This window comes from Bradyrhizobium sp. Kon69 (assembly GCF_055807515.1).
The window spans coordinates 159329-183277 of the sequence record NZ_JBVVOS010000017.1 but is presented as its reverse complement, the minus strand read 5'-3'; the positions used below and the strand labels follow the sequence as shown (position 1 = coordinate 183277).

General features: G+C 64.4%; 24 protein-coding genes. 13 read left to right on the top strand and 11 right to left on the bottom strand.

The features are described 5' to 3' along the window. Positions 1-178: 178 nt before the first annotated feature. Positions 179-751 carry a cob(I)yrinic acid a,c-diamide adenosyltransferase gene (locus AC0L3U_RS23155; RefSeq protein WP_473347276.1) on the bottom strand — a complete coding sequence of 191 codons (573 nt, stop codon included), beginning with the start codon at positions 749-751 and terminating at the stop codon, positions 179-181. A gap of 1 nt (position 752) precedes the next feature. Further along, a complete protein-coding gene (locus tag AC0L3U_RS23150) occupies positions 753-947 on the bottom strand; it encodes a twin transmembrane helix small protein (RefSeq protein ID WP_247427614.1) in 195 nt (64 codons plus the stop codon). A 204-nt stretch (positions 948-1151) separates the two neighbouring features. Here AC0L3U_RS23150 and AC0L3U_RS23145 point away from each other — a divergent pair, with 204 nt between their 5' ends. Further along, entirely contained in the window at positions 1152-2045 is an 894-nt protein-coding gene (locus AC0L3U_RS23145) for a YihY/virulence factor BrkB family protein (protein ID WP_473289803.1), read from the top strand. On the opposite strand, the gene AC0L3U_RS23140 is transcribed toward AC0L3U_RS23145, so the two are convergent. From AC0L3U_RS23140 to AC0L3U_RS23130, 3 genes are all read right to left on the bottom strand, one after another. Then, positions 1972-3267 (bottom strand): ATP-binding protein, encoded by a 1296-nt coding sequence (locus AC0L3U_RS23140; protein ID WP_473363335.1) that lies wholly within the window; start codon positions 3265-3267, stop codon positions 1972-1974. The two genes, AC0L3U_RS23145 and AC0L3U_RS23140, sit on opposite strands and share 74 nt — an antisense overlap. Before the next feature lie 104 nt (positions 3268-3371). Then, positions 3372-4241 carry a tRNA glutamyl-Q(34) synthetase GluQRS gene (gluQRS, locus tag AC0L3U_RS23135; RefSeq protein WP_473363334.1) on the bottom strand — a complete coding sequence of 290 codons (870 nt, stop codon included), beginning with the start codon at positions 4239-4241 and terminating at the stop codon, positions 3372-3374. Then, entirely contained in the window at positions 4241-5215 is a 975-nt protein-coding gene (locus AC0L3U_RS23130) for a nucleotidyltransferase domain-containing protein (protein ID WP_473363333.1), read from the bottom strand. The genes gluQRS and AC0L3U_RS23130 overlap by 1 nt, the downstream gene beginning before the upstream one ends. Here AC0L3U_RS23130 and AC0L3U_RS23125 point away from each other — a divergent pair. Further along, a complete protein-coding gene (locus AC0L3U_RS23125; RefSeq protein WP_473363332.1) occupies positions 5192-5845 on the top strand; it encodes a DNA-3-methyladenine glycosylase family protein in 654 nt (217 codons plus the stop codon). The two genes, AC0L3U_RS23130 and AC0L3U_RS23125, sit on opposite strands and share 24 nt — an antisense overlap. Here AC0L3U_RS23125 and AC0L3U_RS23120 read toward each other — a convergent pair. After that, positions 5842-6729: a LysR family transcriptional regulator gene (locus AC0L3U_RS23120; RefSeq protein ID WP_473363331.1), complete on the bottom strand. Its 888-nt coding sequence runs from the start codon at positions 6727-6729 to the stop codon at positions 5842-5844. The genes AC0L3U_RS23125 and AC0L3U_RS23120 overlap by 4 nt on opposite strands. 175 nt (positions 6730-6904) lie before the next feature. On the opposite strand from AC0L3U_RS23120, the gene AC0L3U_RS23115 reads away from it, so the two are divergent. The 8 genes from AC0L3U_RS23115 (at position 6905) to AC0L3U_RS23080 (ending at position 15730) form a co-directional block, all read left to right on the top strand. Further along, the gene (locus tag AC0L3U_RS23115) at positions 6905-7879 is read left to right on the top strand and encodes an NAD(P)H-dependent flavin oxidoreductase (RefSeq protein WP_473363330.1); all 975 of its coding nucleotides are present in this window, start codon (positions 6905-6907) and stop codon (positions 7877-7879) included. A gap of 37 nt (positions 7880-7916) precedes the next feature. After that, positions 7917-9101 (top strand): ABC transporter substrate-binding protein, encoded by a 1185-nt coding sequence (locus AC0L3U_RS23110; RefSeq protein ID WP_473363329.1) that lies wholly within the window; start codon positions 7917-7919, stop codon positions 9099-9101. Between the two features lie 22 nt (positions 9102-9123). Next, a complete protein-coding gene (locus tag AC0L3U_RS23105) occupies positions 9124-10632 on the top strand; it encodes an acyl-CoA synthetase (protein WP_473363328.1) in 1509 nt (502 codons plus the stop codon). Between the two features lie 223 nt (positions 10633-10855). Next, a complete protein-coding gene (locus AC0L3U_RS23100; protein WP_027514171.1) occupies positions 10856-11176 on the top strand; it encodes a PepSY domain-containing protein in 321 nt (106 codons plus the stop codon). Between the two features lie 12 nt (positions 11177-11188). Then, positions 11189-11818: a hypothetical protein gene (locus tag AC0L3U_RS23095; protein ID WP_456767527.1), complete on the top strand. Its 630-nt coding sequence runs from the start codon at positions 11189-11191 to the stop codon at positions 11816-11818. A 252-nt stretch (positions 11819-12070) separates the two neighbouring features. Further along, positions 12071-13846 (top strand): flavin-containing monooxygenase, encoded by a 1776-nt coding sequence (locus AC0L3U_RS23090; protein WP_473363327.1) that lies wholly within the window; start codon positions 12071-12073, stop codon positions 13844-13846. Positions 13847-13981: 135 nt separating this feature from the next. After that, positions 13982-14959 carry a peptidyl-alpha-hydroxyglycine alpha-amidating lyase family protein gene (locus AC0L3U_RS23085; protein WP_473363326.1) on the top strand — a complete coding sequence of 326 codons (978 nt, stop codon included), beginning with the start codon at positions 13982-13984 and terminating at the stop codon, positions 14957-14959. 213 nt (positions 14960-15172) lie between these two features. Beyond that, on the top strand, positions 15173-15730 hold the full coding sequence (locus tag AC0L3U_RS23080) for an HNH endonuclease (protein ID WP_007597381.1): 558 nt from the start codon (positions 15173-15175) through the stop codon (positions 15728-15730). A gap of 74 nt (positions 15731-15804) precedes the next feature. Here AC0L3U_RS23080 and AC0L3U_RS23075 read toward each other — a convergent pair whose 3' ends face one another. Then, the gene (locus AC0L3U_RS23075) at positions 15805-16806 is read right to left on the bottom strand and encodes a glycoside hydrolase family 16 protein (protein WP_473363325.1); all 1002 of its coding nucleotides are present in this window, start codon (positions 16804-16806) and stop codon (positions 15805-15807) included. A gap of 297 nt (positions 16807-17103) precedes the next feature. On the opposite strand from AC0L3U_RS23075, the gene AC0L3U_RS23070 reads away from it, so the two are divergent. From AC0L3U_RS23070 to AC0L3U_RS23060, 3 genes are all read left to right on the top strand, one after another. Further along, a complete protein-coding gene (locus AC0L3U_RS23070) occupies positions 17104-17325 on the top strand; it encodes a dodecin (RefSeq protein WP_456767523.1) in 222 nt (73 codons plus the stop codon). A 168-nt stretch (positions 17326-17493) separates the two neighbouring features. Next, positions 17494-19398, top strand: coding sequence for a sensor domain-containing diguanylate cyclase (locus AC0L3U_RS23065; RefSeq protein ID WP_473363324.1), 1905 nt, complete (start codon positions 17494-17496; stop codon positions 19396-19398). A gap of 65 nt (positions 19399-19463) precedes the next feature. Beyond that, positions 19464-20111 (top strand): HAD family hydrolase, encoded by a 648-nt coding sequence (locus tag AC0L3U_RS23060; RefSeq protein WP_473363323.1) that lies wholly within the window; start codon positions 19464-19466, stop codon positions 20109-20111. A 24-nt stretch (positions 20112-20135) separates the two neighbouring features. Here the strand turns inward: AC0L3U_RS23060 and AC0L3U_RS23055 are convergent, their stop codons facing one another. The 4 genes from AC0L3U_RS23055 to AC0L3U_RS23040 are packed head-to-tail and all read right to left on the bottom strand — an operon-like array spanning position 20136 to position 23938. Continuing rightward, positions 20136-21104 carry an ABC transporter ATP-binding protein gene (locus tag AC0L3U_RS23055; protein WP_473347290.1) on the bottom strand — a complete coding sequence of 323 codons (969 nt, stop codon included), beginning with the start codon at positions 21102-21104 and terminating at the stop codon, positions 20136-20138. Next, entirely contained in the window at positions 21101-22096 is a 996-nt protein-coding gene (locus AC0L3U_RS23050) for an ABC transporter ATP-binding protein (RefSeq protein ID WP_473363322.1), read from the bottom strand. The genes AC0L3U_RS23055 and AC0L3U_RS23050 overlap by 4 nt, the downstream gene beginning before the upstream one ends. Then, a complete protein-coding gene (locus AC0L3U_RS23045; RefSeq protein ID WP_007597392.1) occupies positions 22096-23013 on the bottom strand; it encodes an ABC transporter permease in 918 nt (305 codons plus the stop codon). The genes AC0L3U_RS23050 and AC0L3U_RS23045 overlap by 1 nt, the downstream gene beginning before the upstream one ends. Beyond that, on the bottom strand, positions 22979-23938 hold the full coding sequence (locus tag AC0L3U_RS23040; protein ID WP_106941042.1) for an ABC transporter permease: 960 nt from the start codon (positions 23936-23938) through the stop codon (positions 22979-22981). The genes AC0L3U_RS23045 and AC0L3U_RS23040 overlap by 35 nt, the downstream gene beginning before the upstream one ends. Positions 23939-23949 lie beyond the last annotated feature (11 nt).

Below are 23949 nucleotides of genomic sequence, written 5' to 3'. Positions count from 1 at the left end.
CGGACCTTGACGTTGTAATCGACCACCCGCTTTACCGGCACCAAGACCTTCATCGATCCTCTTTCACTCAATCTGGGAGGGGATTTATCAACTGGCGCGGAACCTAAAGGCCTGATCCGGCCCGGTCAACGCGCGAAGGGGTCTAATTTTGGCGCTCAGAAATGCGCCGCCTAATGGGTCAGCGATTCTGGCCCGGAACCCAGAGCACGTCGCCGGCGCCGTCATCGTTGGCGGCGCGGCTGGCCACGAACAGGAAGTCTGACAGGCGATTCATATACTGGATGCCAGCGATACCAACAGGCTCTTCCGGCCGGGCCGCCAGTTCCACCATTATGCGTTCCGCCCTGCGGCAAATCGTACGGGCGACATGGAGGTAGGCGGCGGCCGGTGTTCCGCCCGGCAGCACGAAGGAGGTCAGCGGCGCGAGCTTGTCGTTGAGCGCGTCGATGTCGCGCTCAAGCCGCTCGACCTGGCTCGCCACCACCCGTAGCCGCTCCGCCTTGCCCTCACGTTCGGGCACCGCGAGGTCCGCGCCGAGGTCGAACAGATCGTTCTGGATGCGGCCAAGCATCGCATCGAGCTCGGGTGCATCCCTGGTGTGAAGCCGGACCACGCCGATCGCGGCATTGGTCTCGTCGACCGTGCCATAGGCCTCGATGCGCAGATCGTATTTCGGCCGGCGCTCGCCCGAGCCGAGCGCTGTCGTGCCGTCGTCACCGGTTTTCGTATAGATGCGGTTGAGCACGACCATGTTAACGCCCCATCGCCCACACGGCGACCATCGCGATGACGATCGCCACGAACTGAAGCAGCACGCGCCAGCGCATCAGCTTCTGCGAGGTGCTGGGCGAGCCGCCGCGCATCATGTTGATGAGACCTAGCAGCAGCACCAACGCCACGGCGCCGACCGCGATCGGCAGGATGAAAGTACTCAGAAGAGATGCCATTCGAGGGTAAATAACATCCTCCGCGCCGGTCCGCCATGGCGTTCCCGATCTGGCTTTTAAGCCAATAATATCAGAAGCTAGCTGGATGATTTCCGATTTGCGCGAATTGCCCATCCTCTTCACCTCTCCCCGCCTGCGGCGAGAGGTCGGAATGCGTTTCCCCCGCGCGGGAAGCGGAAACGACAACTGCAGTGCAGGTGGTGCGTGAAGGCAATCCGTGCCATCTACGTCGTCGCGATGGACGCGTTTTACACGTTCCTGGCCGACGATGGCTGGGCGATCGCGAGCCACATCGCTCTGTCGACGCTGATGGCGCTGTTCCCGTTCCTGATCGTGCTGACCTCGCTCGCCGGCTTCTTCGGCTCCAAGGAACTCGCGGACCAGGCCGCAAGCCTGATGCTCCAGGTCTGGCCCAAGCAGGTCGCCGATTCGATCTCGGGGGAAGTCCACGACGTGCTGACCACGACCCGCACCGGCCTATTCACCATCGGCGCGGTGCTGTCGGTCTACTTCGCCTCCAACGGCGTCGAGGCGCTGCGGGTCGCACTGAACCGCGCCTATGCGGTCGTGGAGATGCGGCCTTGGTACTGGCTACGGCTGGAATCGATCGCCTACACGCTGATTGCGGCCTTCACCGCGCTCGCCATGGCATTCCTCATCGTGCTCGGGCCGCTGCTCATCGAGGCCGCGCGCGCCCACATCCCCCTGTTCGTTGAATCCAACGAGAGGATCCTCACCTGGCTGCGCTACGGCATCACCGTCGGCGCGTTGGTGGTGGCGCTGATCATCCTGCATACTTGGCTGCCGGCGGGACGGCGCCGGTTCCTCCAGATCCTGCCCGGCATCGTCTTCACCATCGTAGCGTCGCTGATCTCGGGCATCGTGTTCGGGCAATATCTGGCGCGCTTCGCCAACAATTACGTGACGATGTATGCGGGGCTCGCCTCGGTGATCATCGCGCTGGTGTTCCTGTACTTCATCGCGGCGATCTTCGTTTTCGGCGGCGAGCTCAACGCCGCGATCATCAAGTCGCGGCTTCCTCACGGCGTGTCGCTGCAAGCAGCGCAGTCGCTAGCGCCCGCGGAGACACAGGCTTGACCAAAAAGGCGTCGGCGCCGGCCTCGCGTGAGGCGACTTCGTCTTCGCCGCGGCCGGACACCCCGATGATGGGGATCTGAGCCAGCGGCGTCGCCATGGTGCGGATCCGCCTGATCGCCTCGACGCCATTGATGCCCGGCAGCACCATATCCATCAGCACCGCGTCGAAGGCGCCCTGCGCGAGCCGGTTCACCGCGTCCTCGCCGCGCCCGATGAACTCGGCATGATGACCGAGCTCGGTCAGGATGGTGTTGAGCACGACGCGGCCGAACGGATTGTCCTCGACGCTGAGCAAGCGCAGCGCCGGGACCGCATCCATCTCGGCTTCGCCCTTCGACTTGCGGGACTTGCCCGATCCCGTGGCATCCACCGACACCGTCAACGTAAAGGTGGCGCCGCCGCCGGGCCGAGGGGCGACCGTGATGTCACCGCCCATCGCGCGCGCCAGTTGCTTCACCGAGGACAGGCCGAGGCCGGCGCCGCCGAAGCGCGAGGCAATGGTGACATTGGCCTGGGTAAACGGCCGGAACAGCCGCTTGATCTCGGCCATGGTGAGGCCGATGCCGCTGTCGGACACCGCGAAGGCGACACCGACGCTGCCTTTGTTCTTTGCTTTGCCTTTGCTCTTGGTGTTGCTCTTGCCGGAACGCCAAGGCGCGACCGTGAGCGCCACGCCGCCGTGCTCGGTGAACTTCACGGCATTGTCGATCAGGTTCTCGAGCGCCGCGCGCAGGCGGACGGGATCACCGACCACCAGCCCCGGCAGCTTCTCCGAGATATTGACCTCGGCCTGGAGACCCTTGGCCGCGGCGCGACCGGCCAGCGAATCGCCGGCGTTGCGGGCGAGCGTCCGCAGGTCGAACAAATCCTGCCGCAGCGAGCTTCCACCCCCGACCGTCTTCCCAGTCCCCTTGCCACTTCGGGCGGCATCGACGAACAGGGTGGCAAGGTTCGCCAGGTGCTCGGCCCCGGCCTTGATCGTGTCGGCCCAGCGTCTTTCCCGTTCCCCGAGATCCGACGTCGCGAGCAGGTCGCTGATCGCGAGAATGCCGGTCAGGGGGGTGCGGACCTCATGGGCAAAGGCGGCAAGCGCGGCCTGGACGACGTCCGGCTCGACCCGCTTGGTGCTGCGCTTGCGCAACCGGGCAGTCGGCCCGGAGCGCTTGCGAGCCACTCGCTTGGACGTCCCCGTAGTGCGCGCTGCGCGCGTTTTCGCCGCCATAACTCCCCTTCGAAGTATCCCCTTCGAACCCCGGGCCGTCAGGTGAGCATGGCACGGCGGAACACCCGGAGTCACGGCGGCGTTTGGCTAACCCCCAGAGAAACTTAATCTAATCCCACCAACTGGCGGATACCGGCCGGCGTGGCGCCGGCAGCGCGCAGTTCACGAAGGCCGGTCGAGCTGGTTGATTTCGACAGTTTCCGGCCACCCTGGTCGCGAACTAGCCCATGGTGGCGGTAGACGGGTTCCGGCAGGCGGAGCAGAACCTGGAGCAAACGGTGGACCGAAGTGGCGTGGAACAGGTCTTGGCCCCGCACGATCTCGCTGATGTCCTGGAGCGCATCGTCGACAACGACGGACAGATGGTAACTGGTCGGCGTCTCCTTGCGGGCCACAATGACATCGCCCCAGGCTTCTGGCCGCGCCGGAACGACACCACGCTCACCATCGGGCCCCTCGCCCAGTTCGTTCCAGCTCAGGCCGGCGGCGCGGCGACAGGCGGCCGCCATGTCGAGCCGAAGCGCATAAGGCGCACCGGTGTCGATGAGGCGGTCTCGCTCGTCGGCGGACAGCGATCTGGCGTCGCAGGGATAGAGCGGCGCACCGTCGGGATCGCGCGGCCACGGCCCATCCGCCTCGCGCGCCGTAACCAGCCTTGCGATCTCGGCGCGGCTTTCGAAGGCTGGATAGACCAAGCCGAGCGCCGAGAGCCTGTCCAGCGCCGCCCGATACGCGTCGAAATGCTCCGACTGCCGCCGCACCGGCGTCTCCCAGGCGACGCCGAGCCAGGCGAGGTCCTCGTAGATCGCTGTCTCATACTCCGGCCGGCAACGCGTCGCGTCGATGTCCTCAATGCGGAGCAGCAACCGCCCGCCAGTCTCTCGCGCGCGGTCGAAATTGAGCAGCGCGGAATAGGCGTGGCCGAGGTGCAGAAAGCCGTTTGGGCTCGGGGCAAATCGGAAAACGGGCGGCATTAGACAAGCGGGAACGGGACAACGGCGCCGCTCTCCCGCTCGAGGCGCCCCACCACGCTGCGATAAAATTCTTCCGCCCGAATGATCATCTCTTCCGACGCACTTGGTGCACTACCCTCGAAGAGACCGCGAGCAAGCTCGAACTCCGTATCTAGGAAGTTGGCCACGATCGGCGGCAGAGGTGCCGAGCCGAGCTCGTGCGTAATCGACTTCCGGGCCATGAGTTCCATGACTTCCAATTTCAGTTCACTCGGCGGGTCGCATTCCTCCATGAGGGTCGGGAAATGCATCGGCGCCACCGCTTCGGCAGGACGCATGCGCAACCATCGCAAAGCGGCAGCGGGTCGAAGGGCATAGAAGATTTTCTTTTGCGCAACGCTGGTCCCGTCGCCGAAATAGACTCGCCGCTGCCGCTCGCCAAGATGAAGATAATGACGGCAGACGGCTTCGCGGCTCGCGACCCCTCTGGCAAACGCCAGGAAGTCATCACGAAACCAGGCCTGTCCCCGGTAAACGACGGGCGAGCATAGCCACTCCAAGATCACCGCATTACCCTTCAACAGGAGCTGGAGCGCCTTGCGCAAGTCCCAACCATTCGCATCGAGATCTCCTTCGAACGGAAGCTCGATGACGTCACGGCTAACCCACGGCGTAATGTGATCGAAAGCGCGGCGCACATAGACAAAGCGGCAGTCATAGTCGCTGTCAGGCGAGGCGAATCCCCAGGCTCGACTTCCGCTTTCGATCGCGAGCGGAAGGAAGACGCGATGTTCGTCAACGACGCGGTCCAGCATGGCATCGATCAGTGCGACTTTTCCGCCGTCCATCTCCACAGGAATACTTCTCAAATTCATCGAACGCTTCCGGGATTCCGATAGTATGGTCTTAATCTTATCGTCCCAAGCCGTCCACAGGACGAACAATCCGCATCGCGGCGAGTCGATGACGTCATGACCATCCACCTCGAAACCCAATCCGATCTCGAAGAGGCCGTCCACGCGCTGGTCAAGCGTGATCCGCGGCTCAAGCCGGTGCTCGCAATCGCCGGCATGCCGGCATTGCGGCGGCGCGAGCCGGGCTTTGCGGGGCTTGCCCATATCGTCTGCGGGCAGCAGCTCTCCACAGCAAGCGCCGCAGCGATCTGGGGACGGCTGTCCGCCGCGTTCGATCCGTTCGACCACGAGGCGATCCGCCGCGCCCGCACCGACCGGCTGGGGCGGCTCGGCCTGTCCGCCGCCAAGATCAAGACGCTGAAACATCTAGCGCGCGAGATCACCGCACAGCGGCTGAACCTCGACGTGCTCGCAGAAGAAGACGCCGATGCCGCGCATCACACGCTGATCGCGCAGCCCGGCATCGGACCGTGGACCGCGGACGTCTATCTGCTGTTTTGTCTAGGCCATGGCGACGCCTGGCCGGCCGGCGACCTCGCCGTGCAGGAAGGCATCCGCATCGGGCTCGGCTTGCAGGCGCGGCCGACGGAGAAGCAGATGGCGCCGCTCGCCGAACCCTGGCGTCCCCTGCGCGGCGCGGCCGCGCATCTGTGGTGGAGCTATTATCGCGCGGTGAAAAAACGCGAAGGCGTCATTGCGGGACCAGCTTAGCCCCGCAACCTAACGCGATCGGTCCGGGCGCAATCGGCGACGAAGTCGACCACGGCCCGCACCGCCGGCAGTTCGACAAGGTCGGGATGGGCAAGCAGCCACAGGTCCGCCACGCTGGCGAGCTTCTGCGGCGCCACGCGCACGAGATCGGGATAGGTTTCGGCGACAAAGCACGACAGGGCGGAGATTCCGAGTCCGGCGCGGACTGCCGCCAGCATGTCGCCCTGGGACGAGCAGCGCATCACGACCCTGGCCTGACGCGTGACGACGTCGCTCCAGCGTGCAAGCTGGACGTTGGAGGTCTGATCGGCGAAACCGATGACGCTGTGCCCCTTCCACTCGCCGCGCCGTTCCGGCAAGGACCGCCCGCCGGCGTAGTCCCGCGAGGCGTAGAACCCGGTGCCGAGACGGCCGATGTTGCGGCCGACCAGATTTTCCTCGCCGCTGTCGAAGGGCCGCAGCACCACGTCCGCCTCGCGCCGGCGCACGCTCGCCGGAAACGGATGGGTGATGATCTCGAGCTGGACGTGATCATGCGCGCGCAGGAAAGCAGGCAGGCACGGCATCAGCCAATGCGACGCCAGTGTCGCGCCGATCGACAGCTTGACGGTCCCGCGCGCCTTATGCCCTCCGGCCGAGACTGCCGTCTCGGCCCTCAGCGCGGCCGCCGCCATCGCCTCGGCGTGCTCGCGCAGCGTCCGGCCATCCGCGGTCAGCGCCAGGCCGTCGGCGGCGCGCGCCACCAGCCTGGTACCGAGCTGGGCTTCCAGCGCCGCGATCTTGCGGCTGACGGTGGGATGGCTGCTGTGCAGCCGGCGCGCCGCGCCGGTGAAGCTGCCGGTATCGGCGACCGCGACGAAGGTCTTGCAAAGGTCCCAGTCCATCGGCAGCCTCTGTTCAAATCTGAATAGTCATACGTTCAATATTGAACGATGGGACGCCGCACTCCAACCCCTATAATGGTGTGAAATGAACCATGGGCGGCAACTCGCCCGCACAATCAACAGGGAAACGCCTCGTCATCCGCCTGCCGGCGGACTGCGTTTCCGGGAGGACATCATGGCACTGCCCGCTCTCTTGAAGGATTCGCTCGAGCTGCCCGTGGTCGGCTCGCCGCTCTTCCTCGTCTCGGGCCCGGAACTGGTGATCGCCCAGTGCAAGGCCGGTATCGTCGGCTCGTTTCCGGCGCTCAATGCCCGTCCGGTGGAAAAGCTCGACGAGTGGCTGAGCCGCATCGAGGACGAACTCGGCGAATACAAATCGCTCAATCCCGGCAAGAAGGTCGCACCCTACGCCGTCAACCAGATCTGCCACGCCTCCAACGACCGACTGATGAAGGACATGGAGATCTGTGTGAAGCACAGGGCGCCCATCATCATCACCTCGCTGCGACCGCCCGCCGAACTCGTCGAGGCCGCACATTCCTACGGCGGCCTCGTGTTCCACGACGTCATCAACGTCAAGCACGCGCGCAAGGCCGCCGAGCAAGGTGTCGACGGCCTGATCCTGGTCTGCGCAGGCGCTGGAGGACATGCGGGAACGCTCTCGCCTTTCGCACTGGTACGCGAGGTCAAGCAATGGTTCGACGGCGCGATCCTGCTGTCGGGCGCAATCAGCGACGGCTTCGCAATCGCCTCCGCGCTGACGCTGGGCGCCGACCTCGCTTATATGGGCACGCGCTTCATCGCGACGAAGGAAGCCAATGCCGACGAAGCCTACAAGTCCGCCCTGACACAGCACGCCGCACACGACATCGTCTACACCAACCTCTTCACCGGCGTGCACGGCAACTATCTCGGGCCTTCGATCGCCGCGGCCGGGCTCGATCCGGACAACCTGCCGGCCGCCGACAAGACGAAGATGAACTTCGGCTCCGGCGGCAACATGAAGTCCAAGGCGTGGCGCGACATCTGGGGCTCGGGCCAGGGTATCGGCCAGATCGCAGACGCGCCGCCGGTCGCCGAGCTCGTCGATCGGATGAAACGGGAGTTCGACCGGGCCCGACAGGATTTCCTGATGCGCGCCAGCGCCTAAGGGCTCGGACCGACAATAAATAAAACGGGAGGATACCATGAAGCTGGCAGCCGCACTGATCGGCATGTCGTTGCTGACGCTCGCCGGCGGCAGTGCCCATGCCGAAGGCAGCGACGAGATTCGCATCGGGCAGACCCTGCCCTACAGCGGTCCGGCCTCTGGCTTTGGCGCGATCGGACGGACGCAGGAAGCGTTCTTCGAGAAGGTCAATGCCGAAGGCGGCATCAACGGCCGCAAGGTCAAGTTCATCACGCTGGACGACGCCTACTCGCCGCCGAAGACCGTTGAGCAGACCCGCAAGCTGGTGGAGCAAGAGGAGGTGCTGATGATGTTCGGCTCGCTCGGCACCGCCACCAACAGCGCCGTGCAGCGCTATCTCAACGCCAAGAAGGTGCCGCAGCTGTTCGTGCTCTCCGGCGCCACCAAATGGGCCGATCCGCAGAAGAACCCGTGGACCATGCCGGGCATGGCGGCCTACGAATCCGAGGGCGTGGTCTATGCCAAATACATTTTGCAGGCCAAGCCCGACGCCAAGATCGCGATCCTGTCGCAGAACGACGATTTCGGCCGCGACTATGTCGCGGGGTTCAAGCGCGCTCTCGGGACCAAGGCGGCCGGCATGATCGTCGCGGAAGCAAGCTACGAGACCAGTGCGCCGACGATCAGTTCGCAGCTCTCGACGCTGAAGGCGTCGGGCGCCAACGTGCTGTTCGGCGTCGTGCTCGGCAAGTTCACCTCGCAGATGGTCAAGGGCGTGGCCGAGATCGGCTGGAAGCCGGAGCTGTTTTTCGTGCCGACCTCGGCGTCCTCGATCTCGTTTCTGGAGCCGGCGGGCCTCGACAACGCCGTTGGTCTGATCTCGTCGAGCAACCAGAAGGACACGATGGACCCGCAATGGGCCGACGATCCCGGCGTGAAGGAATATTTCGCCTTCATGAAACGCTACATGCCGACCGCGGACCTCTCCAACTCCAACTACGCCGCGGGCTATCACTATGCCACGCTGCTGATGACGGTACTGAAGGCGTGCAAGGATGATGTCAGCCGCGACAACATCATGCGCCAGGCGGCCTCGCTGAAGGATGTGAAGCTGCCGCTGCTGCTGCCGGGAATGACTGTTGCGACCGGCCCCGACGACTATCTGCCGTTCCAGCAGCTTCAGCTCCGGCGTTTTAACGGCAAGAGCTGGGTCGGGTTCGGCGACGTGCTGGATGACCGCTAGACGAGCGGGATGAGGAGACGCCATGATCATCAGCGGCGAACGCCAGATCAGCTATGACGACATCCGGGCCCGGATCAGGCGGGCGATGAGCGGCTTCCGCGCCCTCGGGCTTGCGGAGGCAGCGCCGGTCGCGATGATGCTGCGCAACGATTCCGCTCTGTTCGAGGTGGTTGCGGCCTCGGCCGCGCTGGGAAGTCCGGTGGTGCCGATCAACTGGCATCTGAAAGCCGAGGAGGTCCGTTACATCCTGGCCGACAGCGGGGCGAAGATCCTGGTCTGCCATGCCGATTTGCTGCCGCAGATCCGCGACGGCATACCGGCGGATGTCGTTCTCCTGGTCGTCGCGACCCCGCCCGAACTCGCAGCGACCTTCTCGATCCCTCGGGAGCTGACCGAGATCCCGGCGGGACTGACCGATTGGGACCGCTGGCGCGACGACCATCCGCAAGCGCAGGAGCCGCCGCGGCGGGCCGCAGCGATGATCTATACATCGGGCACCACGGGCATGCCGAAGGGCGTGCGGCGCATGCCGATGCAGCCCGAACAGGCGGCCGCTTCCGAACGCGTGGGCGGGATCGCCTATGGCATCAAGCCGCGGGAAGACCAAATCGTGCTGATCAACGGCCCGATGTATCACTCGGCGCCGCATTCCTACGGCATGCTGGCGTTCCGCAGCGCTTGCACCATCATCCTCCAGGCGCGGTTCGATGCCGAGGAGCTGCTGGCGCTGATCGAGCGCCACCGCGTCACGCACATTCACATGGTACCGACCATGTTCGTCCGGCTGCTGCGGTTGCCCGAAGCGGTCAGGCAGCGTTACGACCTGTCGTCGCTGCGCTTCGTCGTGCACGGCGCCGCGCCCTGCCCGCCGGACGTCAAGCGCGCCATGATCGACTGGTGGGGACCGGTCATCAACGAATATTTCGGCTCCACGGAGACCGGGATCCCGGTGTGGCACTCGGCCGAGGAAGCACTGAAGAAGCCCGGCACGGTCGGCCGCGCCATCGAAGGCGGCATCGTCAGGATCTTCCGCGATGACGGCAGCCCCTGCAGTGCCAACGAAGTCGGCGAAATCTACATGCGCCAGACGGCGGTGCCCGATTTCGACTATCACGGCAGGTCGCAGGCAAGGGCCGAGGCCGGCCGTGACGGCCTCGTCAGCGTCGGTGATGTCGGTTACCTCGACGCGGACGGCTATCTGTTCCTGTGCGATCGCAAGCGCGACATGGTGATCTCCGGCGGCGTCAACATCTATCCCGCCGAGATCGAGAACGTGCTGATCGGAATGCCCGGCGTGCGCGACTGTGCCGTGTTCGGCATCCCCGACGCGGAATTCGGCGAACGGCTGTGCGCCTTTGTCGAGCCTGAAGCGGATGCCGAGCTCTCGGCCGACGCTGTCCGATCGTTCCTGCGCGAGCGGCTTGCCAATTTCAAGGTGCCCAAGGACGTCGAATTCCGCGACGCGCTGCCCCGCGAGGCAACGGGAAAGATTTTCAAACGCAAGCTGCGGGAGTCCTATTGGGCCACGTGAGCCGGGAGCTCACTTTGGCCCATGATCGATGCAGCCGAGCTTTTCGAAATACGAACTTCTCAGGCAAAAGTGCAGTCTGCATAAACGGGAAAGAGCGGCAATCGTTCCTGGAGTCTTGAGAATTCGCGAACGTTGAATCCACGCGCTTCGATTTCCGAGCAACCGCAACCAATTCGAATCTCGTCTGTTGTCGACCGGCACAATCACTGCCGGAGGATAAACTATGTCACGTCTAATTTCGCTCGCTGCGGCTGTCCTGCTGCTCGGATCAATGCCCGTAAGCGCGCAGTCGCAAAAGGCACAAAGCGGCCCGGGCAACAACGCCGTCAACAGCTCTGATCATAACAACTCAAACGCACCCGTCGCAGGCCGCAACAGCTTCACCGAGGGACAGGCGAAGTCGAAGATCGAGGGCGCGGGCTATTCCAATGTTTCCGGCCTGCAAAAGGACGACAATGGCGTCTGGCGCGGCAAGGCCGACAAGGCCGGGACCAAGGCGGACGTGAGCGTCGATTTCCAGGGCAACGTGAACCCCGCCAAGTAAGGAGGATAAAACATGACCACCACCATTTCTCGACTTTATGACACCTATTCGGATGCGGAACGTGCGGTCAGGCGTCTGGAGGCCGCGGGCGTGCCGCACTCCGACATCAGCATCGTCGCGAACAATTCCGATAATTGGTACGGCTCCTCCACCGGCAAGGTCGACCGCGATCGCGACGGCGTCGACGATCGCGCCGAAGGTGCCGGCACGGGCGCCGGGATCGGCGCTGGCCTCGGCAGCGCGGCGGGCCTGCTTGCAGGACTCGGCTTGCTGGCTATTCCGGGACTCGGACCGGTGGTTGCCGCCGGATGGCTGGCTTCGACCGCAGTTGGTGCCGCGGCCGGCGCCGCGACGGGCGGCATCGTTGGCGCGCTGACCGAAGCTGGCGTCTCCAAGGACGATGCGTCGCGCTACGCGGAAGGCGTCCGTCGCGGCGGAACGCTGGTATCGGCGCGGGTACCCGACCAGGACCGCACACGTCTCGATGCCCTTTTGCACGAGAAGGCCGTGAACCTGCAGGAACGCAGCACCGCCTGGCAGAAGTCCGGCTGGAACGGCTTCGATGCCGCAAGCCCGCCCTTGTCGCCTGACGATGTCGGCCGTGAGCGCGAGCTGTACGGCACTGGGGTGCGGGGTAGGTAGGGATGTTCCGCTCGCCGCTACGCGAGCGGCTGTGAATGCCAAGAGCGCGAGGGAGGCTCCACCAAGGTGGAGCCTTTTTCGCGTGCCCTCCTCGAACACCATGAGGGTGCCGCAGGTCTCTCTCAACGGGCGCATTCCGCTGAAGCAGGGGCACATGTTCTCACTGCTCGGGTAATCGGCTATTGGCCGGCTGCGAAACAGTATAGCTTTCGACCCTAGAGGAAACGCCGCGAAGACGGCACGAGGTCGCGCATGCTGGACAGGACGAAGGATATTGCCGCATCCGCGCAAACCTGGCTCGACGAATTTGAGCGCACGCTTGGCGCACCCGATGGCGCTGGGTTGGATCGTCTTTTCCTCGCCGACAGCTATTGGCGCGACGTGCTGGCGCTCAGCTGGAACCTGCAAACGATCGCCGGCGGCGACTTGATCAGGCGGGAGCTGACAACGCTCGCGGCAAAGGCCTCGCCGGGCAGCTTCAAGATCGCGCCGCACCGCGCGCCGCCGCGCTGGGTGACGCGTGCCGGAACCAACACGATCGAAGCCATCTTCAGTTTCGAAACCGCACTGGGGCGCGGCAGCGGCATCGTCAGGCTTGTCCCCGACGTCACCGACGGCGACCGCCTGAAAGCGTGGACGCTCCTCACCGCGCTCGACGAGCTCAAGGGCTTCGAGGAGCAGCTCGGCACCTCGCGGCCGCGCGGCCAGGCCTATTCGCGCGACTTCCGTGGACCGAATTGGCTCGACCTGCGCAACGCCTCGCGCGACTACGCCGATCGCGATCCCGCCGTGCTGGTGGTCGGCGGCGGCCAGGCCGGGCTCGCGATTGCGGCGCGGCTGAAGCAGTTGAAGATCGACACGCTGACCGTCGATCGCGAGGCACGGATCGGGGACAATTGGCGCAAGCGCTACCACGCGCTGACCCTGCACAACCAGGTGCAGGTCAATCACATGCCCTACATGCCGTTCCCTCCGAGCTGGCCGACCTATATTCCCAAGGACAAACTCGCCAACTGGTTCGAGGCTTATGTCGAGGCGATGGAGCTGAAACTCTGGACCGGCACCGAATTCGAAGGCGGCGCCTATGACGATGCCAATGGCAATTGGACCGTCACATTGCGAGGCGCCGACGGTGGCAAACGGACCATGCAGCCGCGCCATGTGGTGATGGCAACCGGCGTCAGCGGCATCGCCAATGTGCCTGTCATTCCGACCCTTGATAACTTCAAGGGCACGCTGCTGCATTCGAGCCGCTGCGAGGACGGCGAGACCTGGACGGGCAAACGCGCCATCGTCATCGGCACCGGCAATAGCGGCCACGACATCGCGCAGGATCTTCACTCCAGCGGCGCCGACGTAACGCTGGTGCAGCGTTCACCCACGCTCGTCACCAATATCGAGCCGTCGGCACAACTCGCTTATGCCACCTACAATGAGGGCACGCTCGAGGACAATGATCTGATCGCCACCTCGATGCCGACGCCGCTGGCGAAGAAGACCCATGTGATGCTGACAGAGCAGTCGAAGCAGCTCGACAAGGAGCTGCTCGACGGATTGCGGCGCGTCGGCTTCAAACTCGATTTCGGCGAGGCCGGCACCGGCTGGCAGTTCAAATACCTCACCCGCGGCGGCGGCTATTACTTCAATGTCGGCTGCTCCAACCTCATCATCGAGGGCGCGATCAAGCTCAGGCAGTCTACCGACATCGAGAGCTTCGTCACCGAGGGCGTCCGGATGAAGGACGGCACGGTCCTTCCGGCCGAATTGATCGTGCTCTCGACCGGTTACAAGACGCAGGAATATCTGGTGCGGAAACTGTTCGGCGACGGCGTCGCCGACCGGGTCGGCCCGATCTGGGGTTTTGGGGACGGCCTCGAGCTGCGCAACATGTACGTGCGCACTGGGCAGCCCGGCCTCTGGTTCATCGCCGGCAGCCTCGCGCAATGTCGGATCAACTCGAAATATCTCGCGCTGCAGATCAAGGCGATCGAGGAAGGGATTCTGGGGCGTGAGGCAGGCGCAATTTGAGCCTCCTCGTCATTGCGAGCGCAGCAAAGCAATCCAGCGTCTTTCCGGGGAGCCAGCCTGGATTGCTTCGCTGCGCTCGCAATGACAGTGTGGAGACGATCGCGCATCGCCGACACGAATAAGAGGAGAACACCCATGCCAGCCATTCTCGGCACCGGCGAGCACCGCTACCGCGTCGTCGAAAACTTCGCAAAGCTGCCGGACGGATGGCAGCTCACCGATGTCGCTTCGGTCGCGGTCGACAGCAAGGACCGCGTCTACGTCTTCAACCGCGGGGTCCATCCGATGGTCGTGCTGGACCGCGAGGGCAATTTTCTCCGGAGTTGGGGCGAAGGCCTGTTCTCGCGCGCTCACGGCCTGCACATCGATGCCGACGACAATCTCTATTGCACCGATGACGGCGACCACACTGTGCGCAAGTGCACCACGGACGGCAAGGTGCTGCTGACGATCGGCATTCCCGAGAAGCCGTCGCCGTTCATGAGCGGCGATCCGTTCCACCGCTGCACCCACACCGCGCTGTCGCCGAAGGGCGAAATCTACGTCTCCGACGGCTATGGCAATGCGCGCGTGCACAAGTTCACGCCCGATGGCAAGCTGATGACAAGCTGGGGCGAGCCCGGCACCGACCCCGGCCAGTTCAACATCGTGCACAACATCGCCACCGATGCCGACGGCTTTGTCTATGTCGCCGACCGCGAGAACCACCGCGTGCAGGTATTCGACGGCAACGGCAAGTACGAGACGCAGTGGAACAATCTGCACCGCCCTTGTGCGCTATGCTGCTGCGGTGGGGCTAAGAGCCCGACCTTCGTCATCGGGGAACTCGGTCCTGGCCTGGCCGTCAACCGCAAAGTGCCCAATCTCGGCCCGCGGTTGTCGATCGTGGACGCCAAGGGCAACCGCATCGCGCGGCTCGGCGGCGAGGCAGGCCCGGGCGTTGCGAGCGGAAAATTCCTGGCGCCGCACGGCATTGCACTGGATTCCAGGGGCGACATCTATGTCGGCGAGGTCGGGGTCACCGACTGGAAAACCAGCTTTCCGGATGAGGAGATGCCAGCCGCGGTGCGCGCGACGCGATGTTTGCAGAAGCTGGAGCGGGTGCGGGAGTAGCTGCCTCGGCACATCCACGTCGCGCTGTCAGCACGACGCTGCCCCAGCGCCTCGGACCTGGAAATCACGGCGTTTTGCGCGCTTTGCCACCCCCCGGCCGCATTGCTTGTGCCGGAATAAGTCGCTCAACGGGCTTCACAATCCCGTCACGCTGCATGTAGTATGTCAGTTACGTGCTGCTTCGCAGCGTACATTGGAGGCCAGGAGCGTTACTTGAACGCACATGTCTCGCAAGGCCATTGGCCGGTGTTGGTGCTGAACGCGGACTTCCGGCCGCTGAGTTACTACCCACTGTCTTTGTGGTCGTGGCAGGACGCGATCAAGGCGGTATTCCTCGACCGCGTCAACATCGTCGCGCATTACGATCAGGCCGTCCATAGCCCCACACTGCAAATGCAGCTACCGAGCGTCGTCTCGCTCAAATCCTTCGTCAAGCCGACCACCCACCCTGCCTTCACCCGATTCAACGTCTTCCTGCGCGATCGTTTCGCCTGCCAATATTGCGGCTCGCCCGAAGACCTCACCTTCGACCACATTATCCCGCGCAGCAAAGGCGGCCAGACCACCTGGGAGAACGTGGTCGCGGCCTGCTCGCCCTGCAATCTGCGCAAGGGCAATCTGACGCCCGTGCAGGCCAAGATGTTTCCACGCCAGCACGCGTTCGCGCCGACCGTGCACCAACTCCACCGCAACGGCCGCCTGTTCCCACCGAACTATCTGCACGACAGCTGGCTGGACTACCTCTACTGGGATACGGAGCTGGATCCGTAGCGTCGGCATGCAGGCCTTCGGCAGTCCATCGTGGACTTGCACCGCTCAACGCCGGGAGAGATCAGCGAGCTTCGCTATCTTCGCGCTTGCTCCAGGTCGATCTGATAGACGGAAATCCGGTCGATCTCGAATGCGACGGTAGGCGGCGACTCCGCGTCGACCGGACCGACGCCGAGAAAGAATTTCGATCCGATCGCGAGATTGACGATCATGTACATGGGATCGTCGAAACCGATCGGCACCTTGATGTCGGACACCGGCCTGCGGTCGATGAAATAGACCAGGCGATCCTCCTCCCACAGCACGCCGTAAGTGTGGAATGCGCTCGAAGCGTCGCCGACCGCGAAGTCGAAGCCGCAGGACTGGATCTTCTGGGTCGAGGGAATCCGCCAATGGGTCGTCATCACGAGATCACCCGGCTTTTCGCCGCGGCCTTCCAGCACGTCGACCTCCGGCGGCCAGCCGCCGTCATCCGCCAGCATCCAGAACGCCGGCCACACCGCGTGTCCGACCGGCACCTTGGCGCGGATCTCGAAATAGCCGTGCTTCTGCGCGAACGTGCCCTGGGTCGTCAGTATCCCGGAGATGTACTCGTTGTCGAACAGCACCGGCTTCAAGCCCGGCGGCGTGCGGCTGGCGACGATCGACAGCACGCCGTCCTTGACCTTGAAGGGATCGAGCCCGAGCGGCGCCGCCGCGCGCCCGGCGTAGCGCGGATCGACATAGATCTGTTGCTCGCCATTGGCGCTGGTCTTGCGCTTGAAGTCGGAGCCGTCGCCACCCCAATAGCGCGCCTCCGGCCAGGCCGCACCGCCGGCGTAATGCGGCACCCAGCGTCCGTTCGCCAGCGGATGCTCGTCAAAATCCTCGTTGAAGGTCCGGCGTAGCGGCAAGAAGACCAGCGAGGCCGGATTGACCTCCTCCAGCCGGCGGCACTCGATGGTGGAGGGATCGGTCGTGACCTGCAGCGACATGCTCACCGGGGCAGCATCGAGATCGTCCTGCGCGATGGCCGGCGCAGGCACTACGCAGAGACCGATCGCAGCCAGAGCGCCCCTCGTCCAACGCGCGATCATCACCGCTCTTCGAAGATGCCAGAGGAAGGGCGGAAGTTAGCTCGCCCATATCGGGACGGGCAAGAGCGGGCCCGCGACCGCGCGCCAATTCGGGAGCGCCACCCGCCCACACCATCCGGATTTTCGTGCACTTATAAAAAATGGAGCACCGCGCGCGGCAGGCGACCGGCGGGTCTCCCTCGGGGACGGAACTCGAAGCGCCGGCATCCGTTCAGAGTCGAGGCCGGATGTCGCGCGGACGCCGGTTGTCCGCGACAGACATATCCGGCCCCGCCACAGCACAAGGGGAGAATAGTCATGGCCACAAGCGAGACGGATCACGTCTACAAGATTCTGGAACTGGTCGGTTCGTCCGAGACATCGATCGAGGAGGCGATCAAGAACGCGGTCAGCCGGGCCGCCAAGACCGTTCGCGAGATGAAATGGTTCGAGGTGGTGCAAACGCGCGGCCATATCGAGAACGGTGCCGTGCGCCACTACCAGGTGACGCTGCGGGTCGGCTTCACGCTGGATGAGTAAGGCACAAAACGCCGGGCGAAGCCGACGCCCGGGGCCAGCCTGATTAGCTCGACAATAGCCTGTCCATTGCCGAGGATTGTTCCAACCGGAAGCGCACAATCCGCGCGGATGTTGCAACAGGCCGTTAAGGCCAAAGTGAGAGGTTTGCACCGAAATGGAGCAAGCCTGATGACCACGGGCCGCGAACTCGGAAAGACGCGCCTTCCGCTCTGGGCAGCGGGTTTCGTCATCCTGACCTGCTTCGCCATCCTCGGCTTGAGCGGCTGGCGTGAATGGGAAACACGCAATGCCGATCTCAAGAACGCCGAGATCGACGTCGCCAATCTGGCGCATTCGCTGATCCAGCACGCGGACGACACCTTCGAACTCGTTGATACGATCCTCGTCGGGTTAGTCCATCGGCTCGAGATCGACGGCACGGGTCCGGACACGATTACCAAGCTTCAGGCCTATCTGCCGACACGGAAATCATCGGACCGCATCCGCGGCATCTTCGTTTATGACGCGACCGGGCAGTGGCTTGCCACGACCGAGCGGCTCGACTTCTCCAAGCTCAACAACAGCGACCGCGGATATTTCCAGCGTCATCGCGACTCGCCCGAGATGGGCACGTTGATCGGACCGCCCGTGAAGAGTCGAGCCGGGGGCCAATGGGTCGTCACCGCGTCCCGCCGGATCAACGATGCCGACGGCGGCTTCGCCGGCGTTGCCCTGCTCACGATCGACGTCAGCTATTTCGTCAAGTTCTACGAGCGGTTTGACATCGGTACCAACGGCTCGGCATCGCTGCTCAACGATAGCGGCATCATGCTGGCGCGCAGCCGCGACGACAGCGGCGCCTTTGTCGGACGCGACCTGTCCAATGCGCCCTTGTTCAAGGGATGGGAAAGTCGTCCCGCCGCGGCAGTCTACTATTTCAAGTCGCCACTCGATGGCGTCCAGCGGCTCAGCTATTACCAACGCAGCAGCCGCTATCCCCTGATGGTGCTGGCGAGCAAGTCGCGGGACGACGTGCTGGCGCCCTGGCGGCAAGCCGCGGCTGCGCGCACCATCTTCGTCCTCGGCCTCGTGCTGCTGATCGCGGTGATCGGCTTTTACCTGGTCCGTCAGCTCGTGCAGCGGCAGCGCACGGCCCAGGCCCTTGTCGTCAGCGAAGCAAACTTCCGCCTGTTGGCCGAGCAATCCAGCGACATGGTGACCCGGATCGGGCTGGACAACCGGCTGCTCTACGTTTCCCCCTCGTGCGTGCGCATCACGGGCTGGTCCTCCGACGAACTGCTGTCCGCCTCGGCCCTGGCCGGCATTCACGCCGACGACATGGAGCGGGTCGAGCAGGCTATCGCCGCGCTGAAGAATGGCGAGGCCGAGGAGACGCGGTTCGTCTATCGCCAGCGTCATCGCGACAAGGGCGAGATCTGGGCGGAGGCGGCGTTGCACGTGACCCTGGCGTCGGACAGCGGCGAGATCGACGGCGTCGTCGCGGTGGTGCGCGACATGACCGAGCAAAAGGATCTTCAGGACAAGCTCGCCTCGCTTGCAACGACCGACGGCCTCACCGGCCTCGCCAACCGGCGCGCTTTCGACGAGCGTCTCGCAGACGAATGGGCGCGCGCAAGGCGCGACGGCACGCAGCTCTCGCTCCTGCTGATCGATGTCGATCATTTCAAGAAATTCAACGACCAATACGGCCATCTGGCCGGTGACGGATGCCTGCGCGCGCTGGCCCGAATCCTGTCCGCGCACACCAAGCGCCCGGCCGATCTCGCGGCACGCTATGGTGGCGAAGAATTCGCCGTGCTGTTGCCGGACACCGGTCCCGAGGGCTGCGCCGAGGTCGGCGATGGGATTCGCAAGGCCCTGCACGATCTGGCCATGCTGCACGCGCAAAGTCCCCCTTCCCGCCTGGTGACTGCAAGCGTCGGCGGCGCGACGAGCCTTCCATCCCAAACCACGACGGACTGCAGCACGCTGGTCGCCGCCGCCGACCGCGCGCTCTACGCCGCCAAGGACAACGGCCGTGACCGGCTGGTGATGTCGGGACAGGTCGTTCCCTGGCCCGCCAGGAGCGCGTGACGGATCGACCGCTGGCCCGATTTGTCGCCGGCGCTCCAGCGCGGTATGGCTTGGATCACGGCCGGATGTTCGGCCCATCCGAGAGTGCCGCTGTGACTGGTAGAATCAAGCTCGTCCTCTTCGACATGGACAATGTCCTTTGCGACTACGACAGGGCAAAGCGTGTCGCATGGCTGGCGAAGCTTGCGGGGACCACGAGCGAATCCGTCCACAAGGCGATCTGGGACAGCGGCTTCGAGTTGCTCGGCGATTCCGGCACTCTCGATGCCGCGGACTATTTGCGGGGTTTCGGCGACCGCATTGGCTATCCGCTGTCACTGGACGAGTGGATCGAGGCGCGACGCCGGTCAATGCAGGCCGATCATGCCATGCTGGAGATTGCCGGCAGCTTGCGTCAAACCGTCGACATTGCCGTCCTGACCAACAACACCACGCTAGTCGCCGGCCATATCGCTGCGCTGCTGCCGGAATTGCCGCCGCTGTTCGGCGCGCGGATCTACGCCTCGGCCCGGTTCAAGACGGCGAAGCCAGACCCGCGCTGCTTCCGCCTCTGTCTGTCGGAGCTCGACGTCAAACCGGAGAGCGTCCTGTTCGTCGACGATCTCATGGCCAATGTCGCCGGCGCACGAGAGGCGGGCCTGTTCGCGCATCACCACACCTCGGTTGAGACTTTCAGGCAGGCCCTTTCGGAGCACGGCTTGCTTCACGCATGAATGGGCGCTCCGCTTTCCCCGGCGTCAGGCGAGATGGCACGCCACAAAGTGCCCGCCCGCTCCCTCCTTCAGCTCCGGTGCGCTTTCCGCGCAACGCGGCTGGGCGATAGGACAGCGGGTGTGGAAGTGGCAGCCCGACGGCGGCTTCATCGGGCTCGGAACGTCGCCCTTGAGGCGGATGCGCTCGCGCTTGAGCTTGGGATCGGGCACCGGCACCGCTGATAACAGCGCCCTCGTGTAGGGATGCTGCGGATTGCGGTAGAGGTCGCTCGCCTTGGCGAGCTCGACGATACGGCCAAGATACATGACCGCGACGCGGTCGGAGATGTGCTCGACCACCGACAAATCGTGCGCGACGAAGAGATAGGTGAGGTTCAGCTCGGCCTGGAGATCTTCCAGCAAGTTGATGACTTGCGCCTGGATCGAGACGTCGAGCGCGGACACCGGTTCGTCGCAGACGATCAGCTTCGGCTCGACCGCGAGCGCGCGCGCGATCACGATGCGCTGGCGCTGGCCGCCGGAGAACTCATGCGGATAGCGCCGCATGTGCTCGGCCTTGAGACCGACCTTCACCAGCAGGCTCGCAACGCGATCCTCGCGCTCCTTGGCCGATGAGCCGAGCTTATGGATGATCAGTGCCTCGCCGAGGATGGCGCCGACCGTCATGCGCGGATTGAGGGAGGCGAACGGGTCCTGGAACACGAGCTGCATGTTCCGCCGCATCGCGCGCAAATCGGTGCCGCTGAGCTGGCCGACGTCCTGGCCGTCGAACACGACCTCGCCGTCGGTCGGCTCGATCAGGCGCAGCACGCAGCGTCCCGTCGTCGACTTCCCGCAGCCGGATTCGCCGACGAGGCCGAGCGTCTCGCCGCGATTGACCGAAAATGAGACTCCGTCGACCGCGTAAACGCTGCCGACCTGGCGCGACAACAGCCCGCCGTGCACGGGAAAATATTTCTTCAGGCCGCTGACGCGGAGCAAGGGCTCGGTCATGCTGCGCCTCCCAACTGCGTATCGCCGAGATGACAGGCCATGCGGTGGCCGGGCGCGATCTCGCGCAGCAGCGGCTCCCTCTCGGTGCAGACGCTCATGGCGTGGCGGCAGCGCGGAGCGAAGCGGCAGCCGACCGGCGGATTGATCAGGATCGGTACCGAGCCGCCGATCGCCTCCAGCCGCAGCTTGTGCTCGCTGGCGAGATCGATGCGCGGGATCGAGCGGATCAGTCCCTGGGTATAGGGATGGCCGGGATTACCGAAGAGGTCGTCGACAGGCGCCTCCTCCACCACCTTGCCGGCATACATCACGACGACGCGCTGCGCGGTCTCGGCGACGACACCCATGGCATGGGTGATCAGCATCACCGCCATGCCGAAGCGTTCCTTCATGTCCTGGAGCAGGTCGAGGATCTGCGCCTGAATAGTGACGTCGAGAGCCGTCGTCGGCTCATCGGCGATGATCAGTTTCGGCTTGCAGGCGAGCGCCATCGCGATCATCACACGCTGGCGCATGCCGCCGGAGAACTGATGCGGATAGTTGTGCACGCGGCCTTCGGCGTTGGGTATCTGTACCAGCTTGAGCATCTCGATGGTGCGCTCGAGCGCCTGTTTGCTGGTGACGTTCTCATGGCGGCGCAGGCTTTCGGCGATCTGCTCGCCGATGGTGAGCACCGGATTGAGCGAGGTCATCGGCTCCTGGAAGATGAAGCCAATCTCCTTGGCGCGGATCTCGTCGAGCTGACTGCTCGTCAGCGGCACGAGATCGCGGCCTTCGAAGATGATCTCGCCCGCCGCGATGCGGCCCGGCGGCATCGCGATCAGCTTCAGGATCGACATCGCGGTGACGGTCTTGCCGCAGCCGGATTCGCCGACGACGCAGAGCGTCTCACCCCGGTTGATGGAGATGTCGACACCGTCGACGGCCTGGAGGATGCCGTCGTCGGTGGAGAAGTGGGTTTTCAGTCCCTTGATCTCGAGCAACGGCGCCATCAGATCACCCGCCGCGCATCGAGCGCGTCACGAAGGCCGTCGCCGATGAAGTTGATGGCGACCACCGCGATGAAGATCGCGCCGCCCGGAAACAGCGCCCAGTGCGGGCCGATGTCGAGAAAGTCCTTGGCATCATAGAGCAGCCGGCCCCAGGTCGGCGTATCCGGCGGGAAGCCGAGGCCGAGGAAGGACAGCGTCGATTCCGCGATGATGGCTGCGGCGACGTCGATGGTGCCGGCGATGATCACCGGACCCAGCGCATTGGGCAGGATATGGCGCACCACCTGCCGTACCGGGCTTGCCCCGAGGGCGCGCGCGGCTTCGACGAATTCCTTCTCGCGGATCGACAGGAACTGGGCGCGGACGAGGCGGGCGACCGGCATCCAGCGCAAGCCACCGATCACGAGCACGATCAGGATGAAAATGCCGCCCTCGGGGCCGAAAGCGGCCTTCAGCCCGTCGCGGAAGAGATAGATCAGCAGCAGCAGCAGGGGCAATTGCGGCAGCGACAGGAAGAGATCGGTGAGCCACATCAGCCCATGGCCGAGCGCACCGCGCGACATGCCTGCGAGCGCGCCGATCAGCACCCCGACAAAGACCGAGACCAGCATCGCGGCGAGACCGACCGCGAGCGAGATGCGCCCGCCATAGATCATGCGGGCAAGGATATCCTGCCCGAGATCGTCGGTGCCAAAGGGATGGGCCAGCGACGGCCCCTGCATGCCCGCCACGATATCGATGTCGTCGATCTTGACCCGCCAGATAAAGGGGCCGACCACCACCGCCAGGATCAGAACGAGGAGCAGGAACGCGCTGACCACGGCAAGCTTGTGGCGGCTATAGCGCCGCCACGTCTCGCGCCAGGGCGAGTAGACGCGCCGCTCAGCGGAGGGAGATGCGAGGGTCAAGCCAGCCATAAAGAACGTCCGCGATGAGATTGAACAGCACGACCAGGCACGCGAAGACGAAGGTGACGGCCATCACCACCGGCGTGTCGTTGGAAAGGATGGAGGAGATCAGCAGCGAGCCGATGCCGGGGATGCGGAAAATCTGCTCGGTGACAATGGCGCCGCCGAACACCGCCGGGATTTGCAACGCAATCAGCGTGACGACCGGGATCATCGCGTTGCGCATCACATGCTTGATGATCACCCGCCGCTGGCCGATGCCCTTGGCGCGAGCGGTGGTGACGTAGTCGAGCCGGATCACGTCGAGCATCGCCGAGCGCACGAAACGCGTCATCGACGCAGCCTGGAACAGGCCGAGCACCGCCACCGGCATGATCGCCTGACGGATCGTCTCCGCCAGCCAGTGAATACCGGTGCCCTTGATGTCGGTCGTGTAGACGAAAGGCAGCCAGTCCAGCGTGACCGAGAAAATCAGGATGAACAGGATGCCGGTGAAGAAGGTCGGCAGCGAGAAGCCGACAAAGGCGAGCGTGTTGGCGACCTGGTCGAACAGCGAATAAGGTTTCGTTGCGGCATAGACCCCGACGGGGATCGCGATCAGGAGCGCCAGAATCTGCGCCGAGCCGATCACATAGAGCGTCGTTGGCAGTCGCTGGAGAATGAGCGTGTCGACGTTCATCCGGCTGACGAAGGAGAAACCCCAGTCGCCGTGCAGCATGGCGTTGAGCCAGTGCAGGTAACGAAGGTAGATCGGATCGTCGAGGCCGAACTTCGCCCGAAGCGCGAGAGCGACTTCGGGCGGCACGTTCGGATTGGTGGCCAGCTCCGAGAAGGGATCGCCCGGGGCTAGTGCGAGCACGACGAACAGCACGAGCGAGATTCCGAGCAGGCTCGGAATCGCGATCAGGAGGCGACGCAGGACATACTGGCTCATGAAGAAGGACC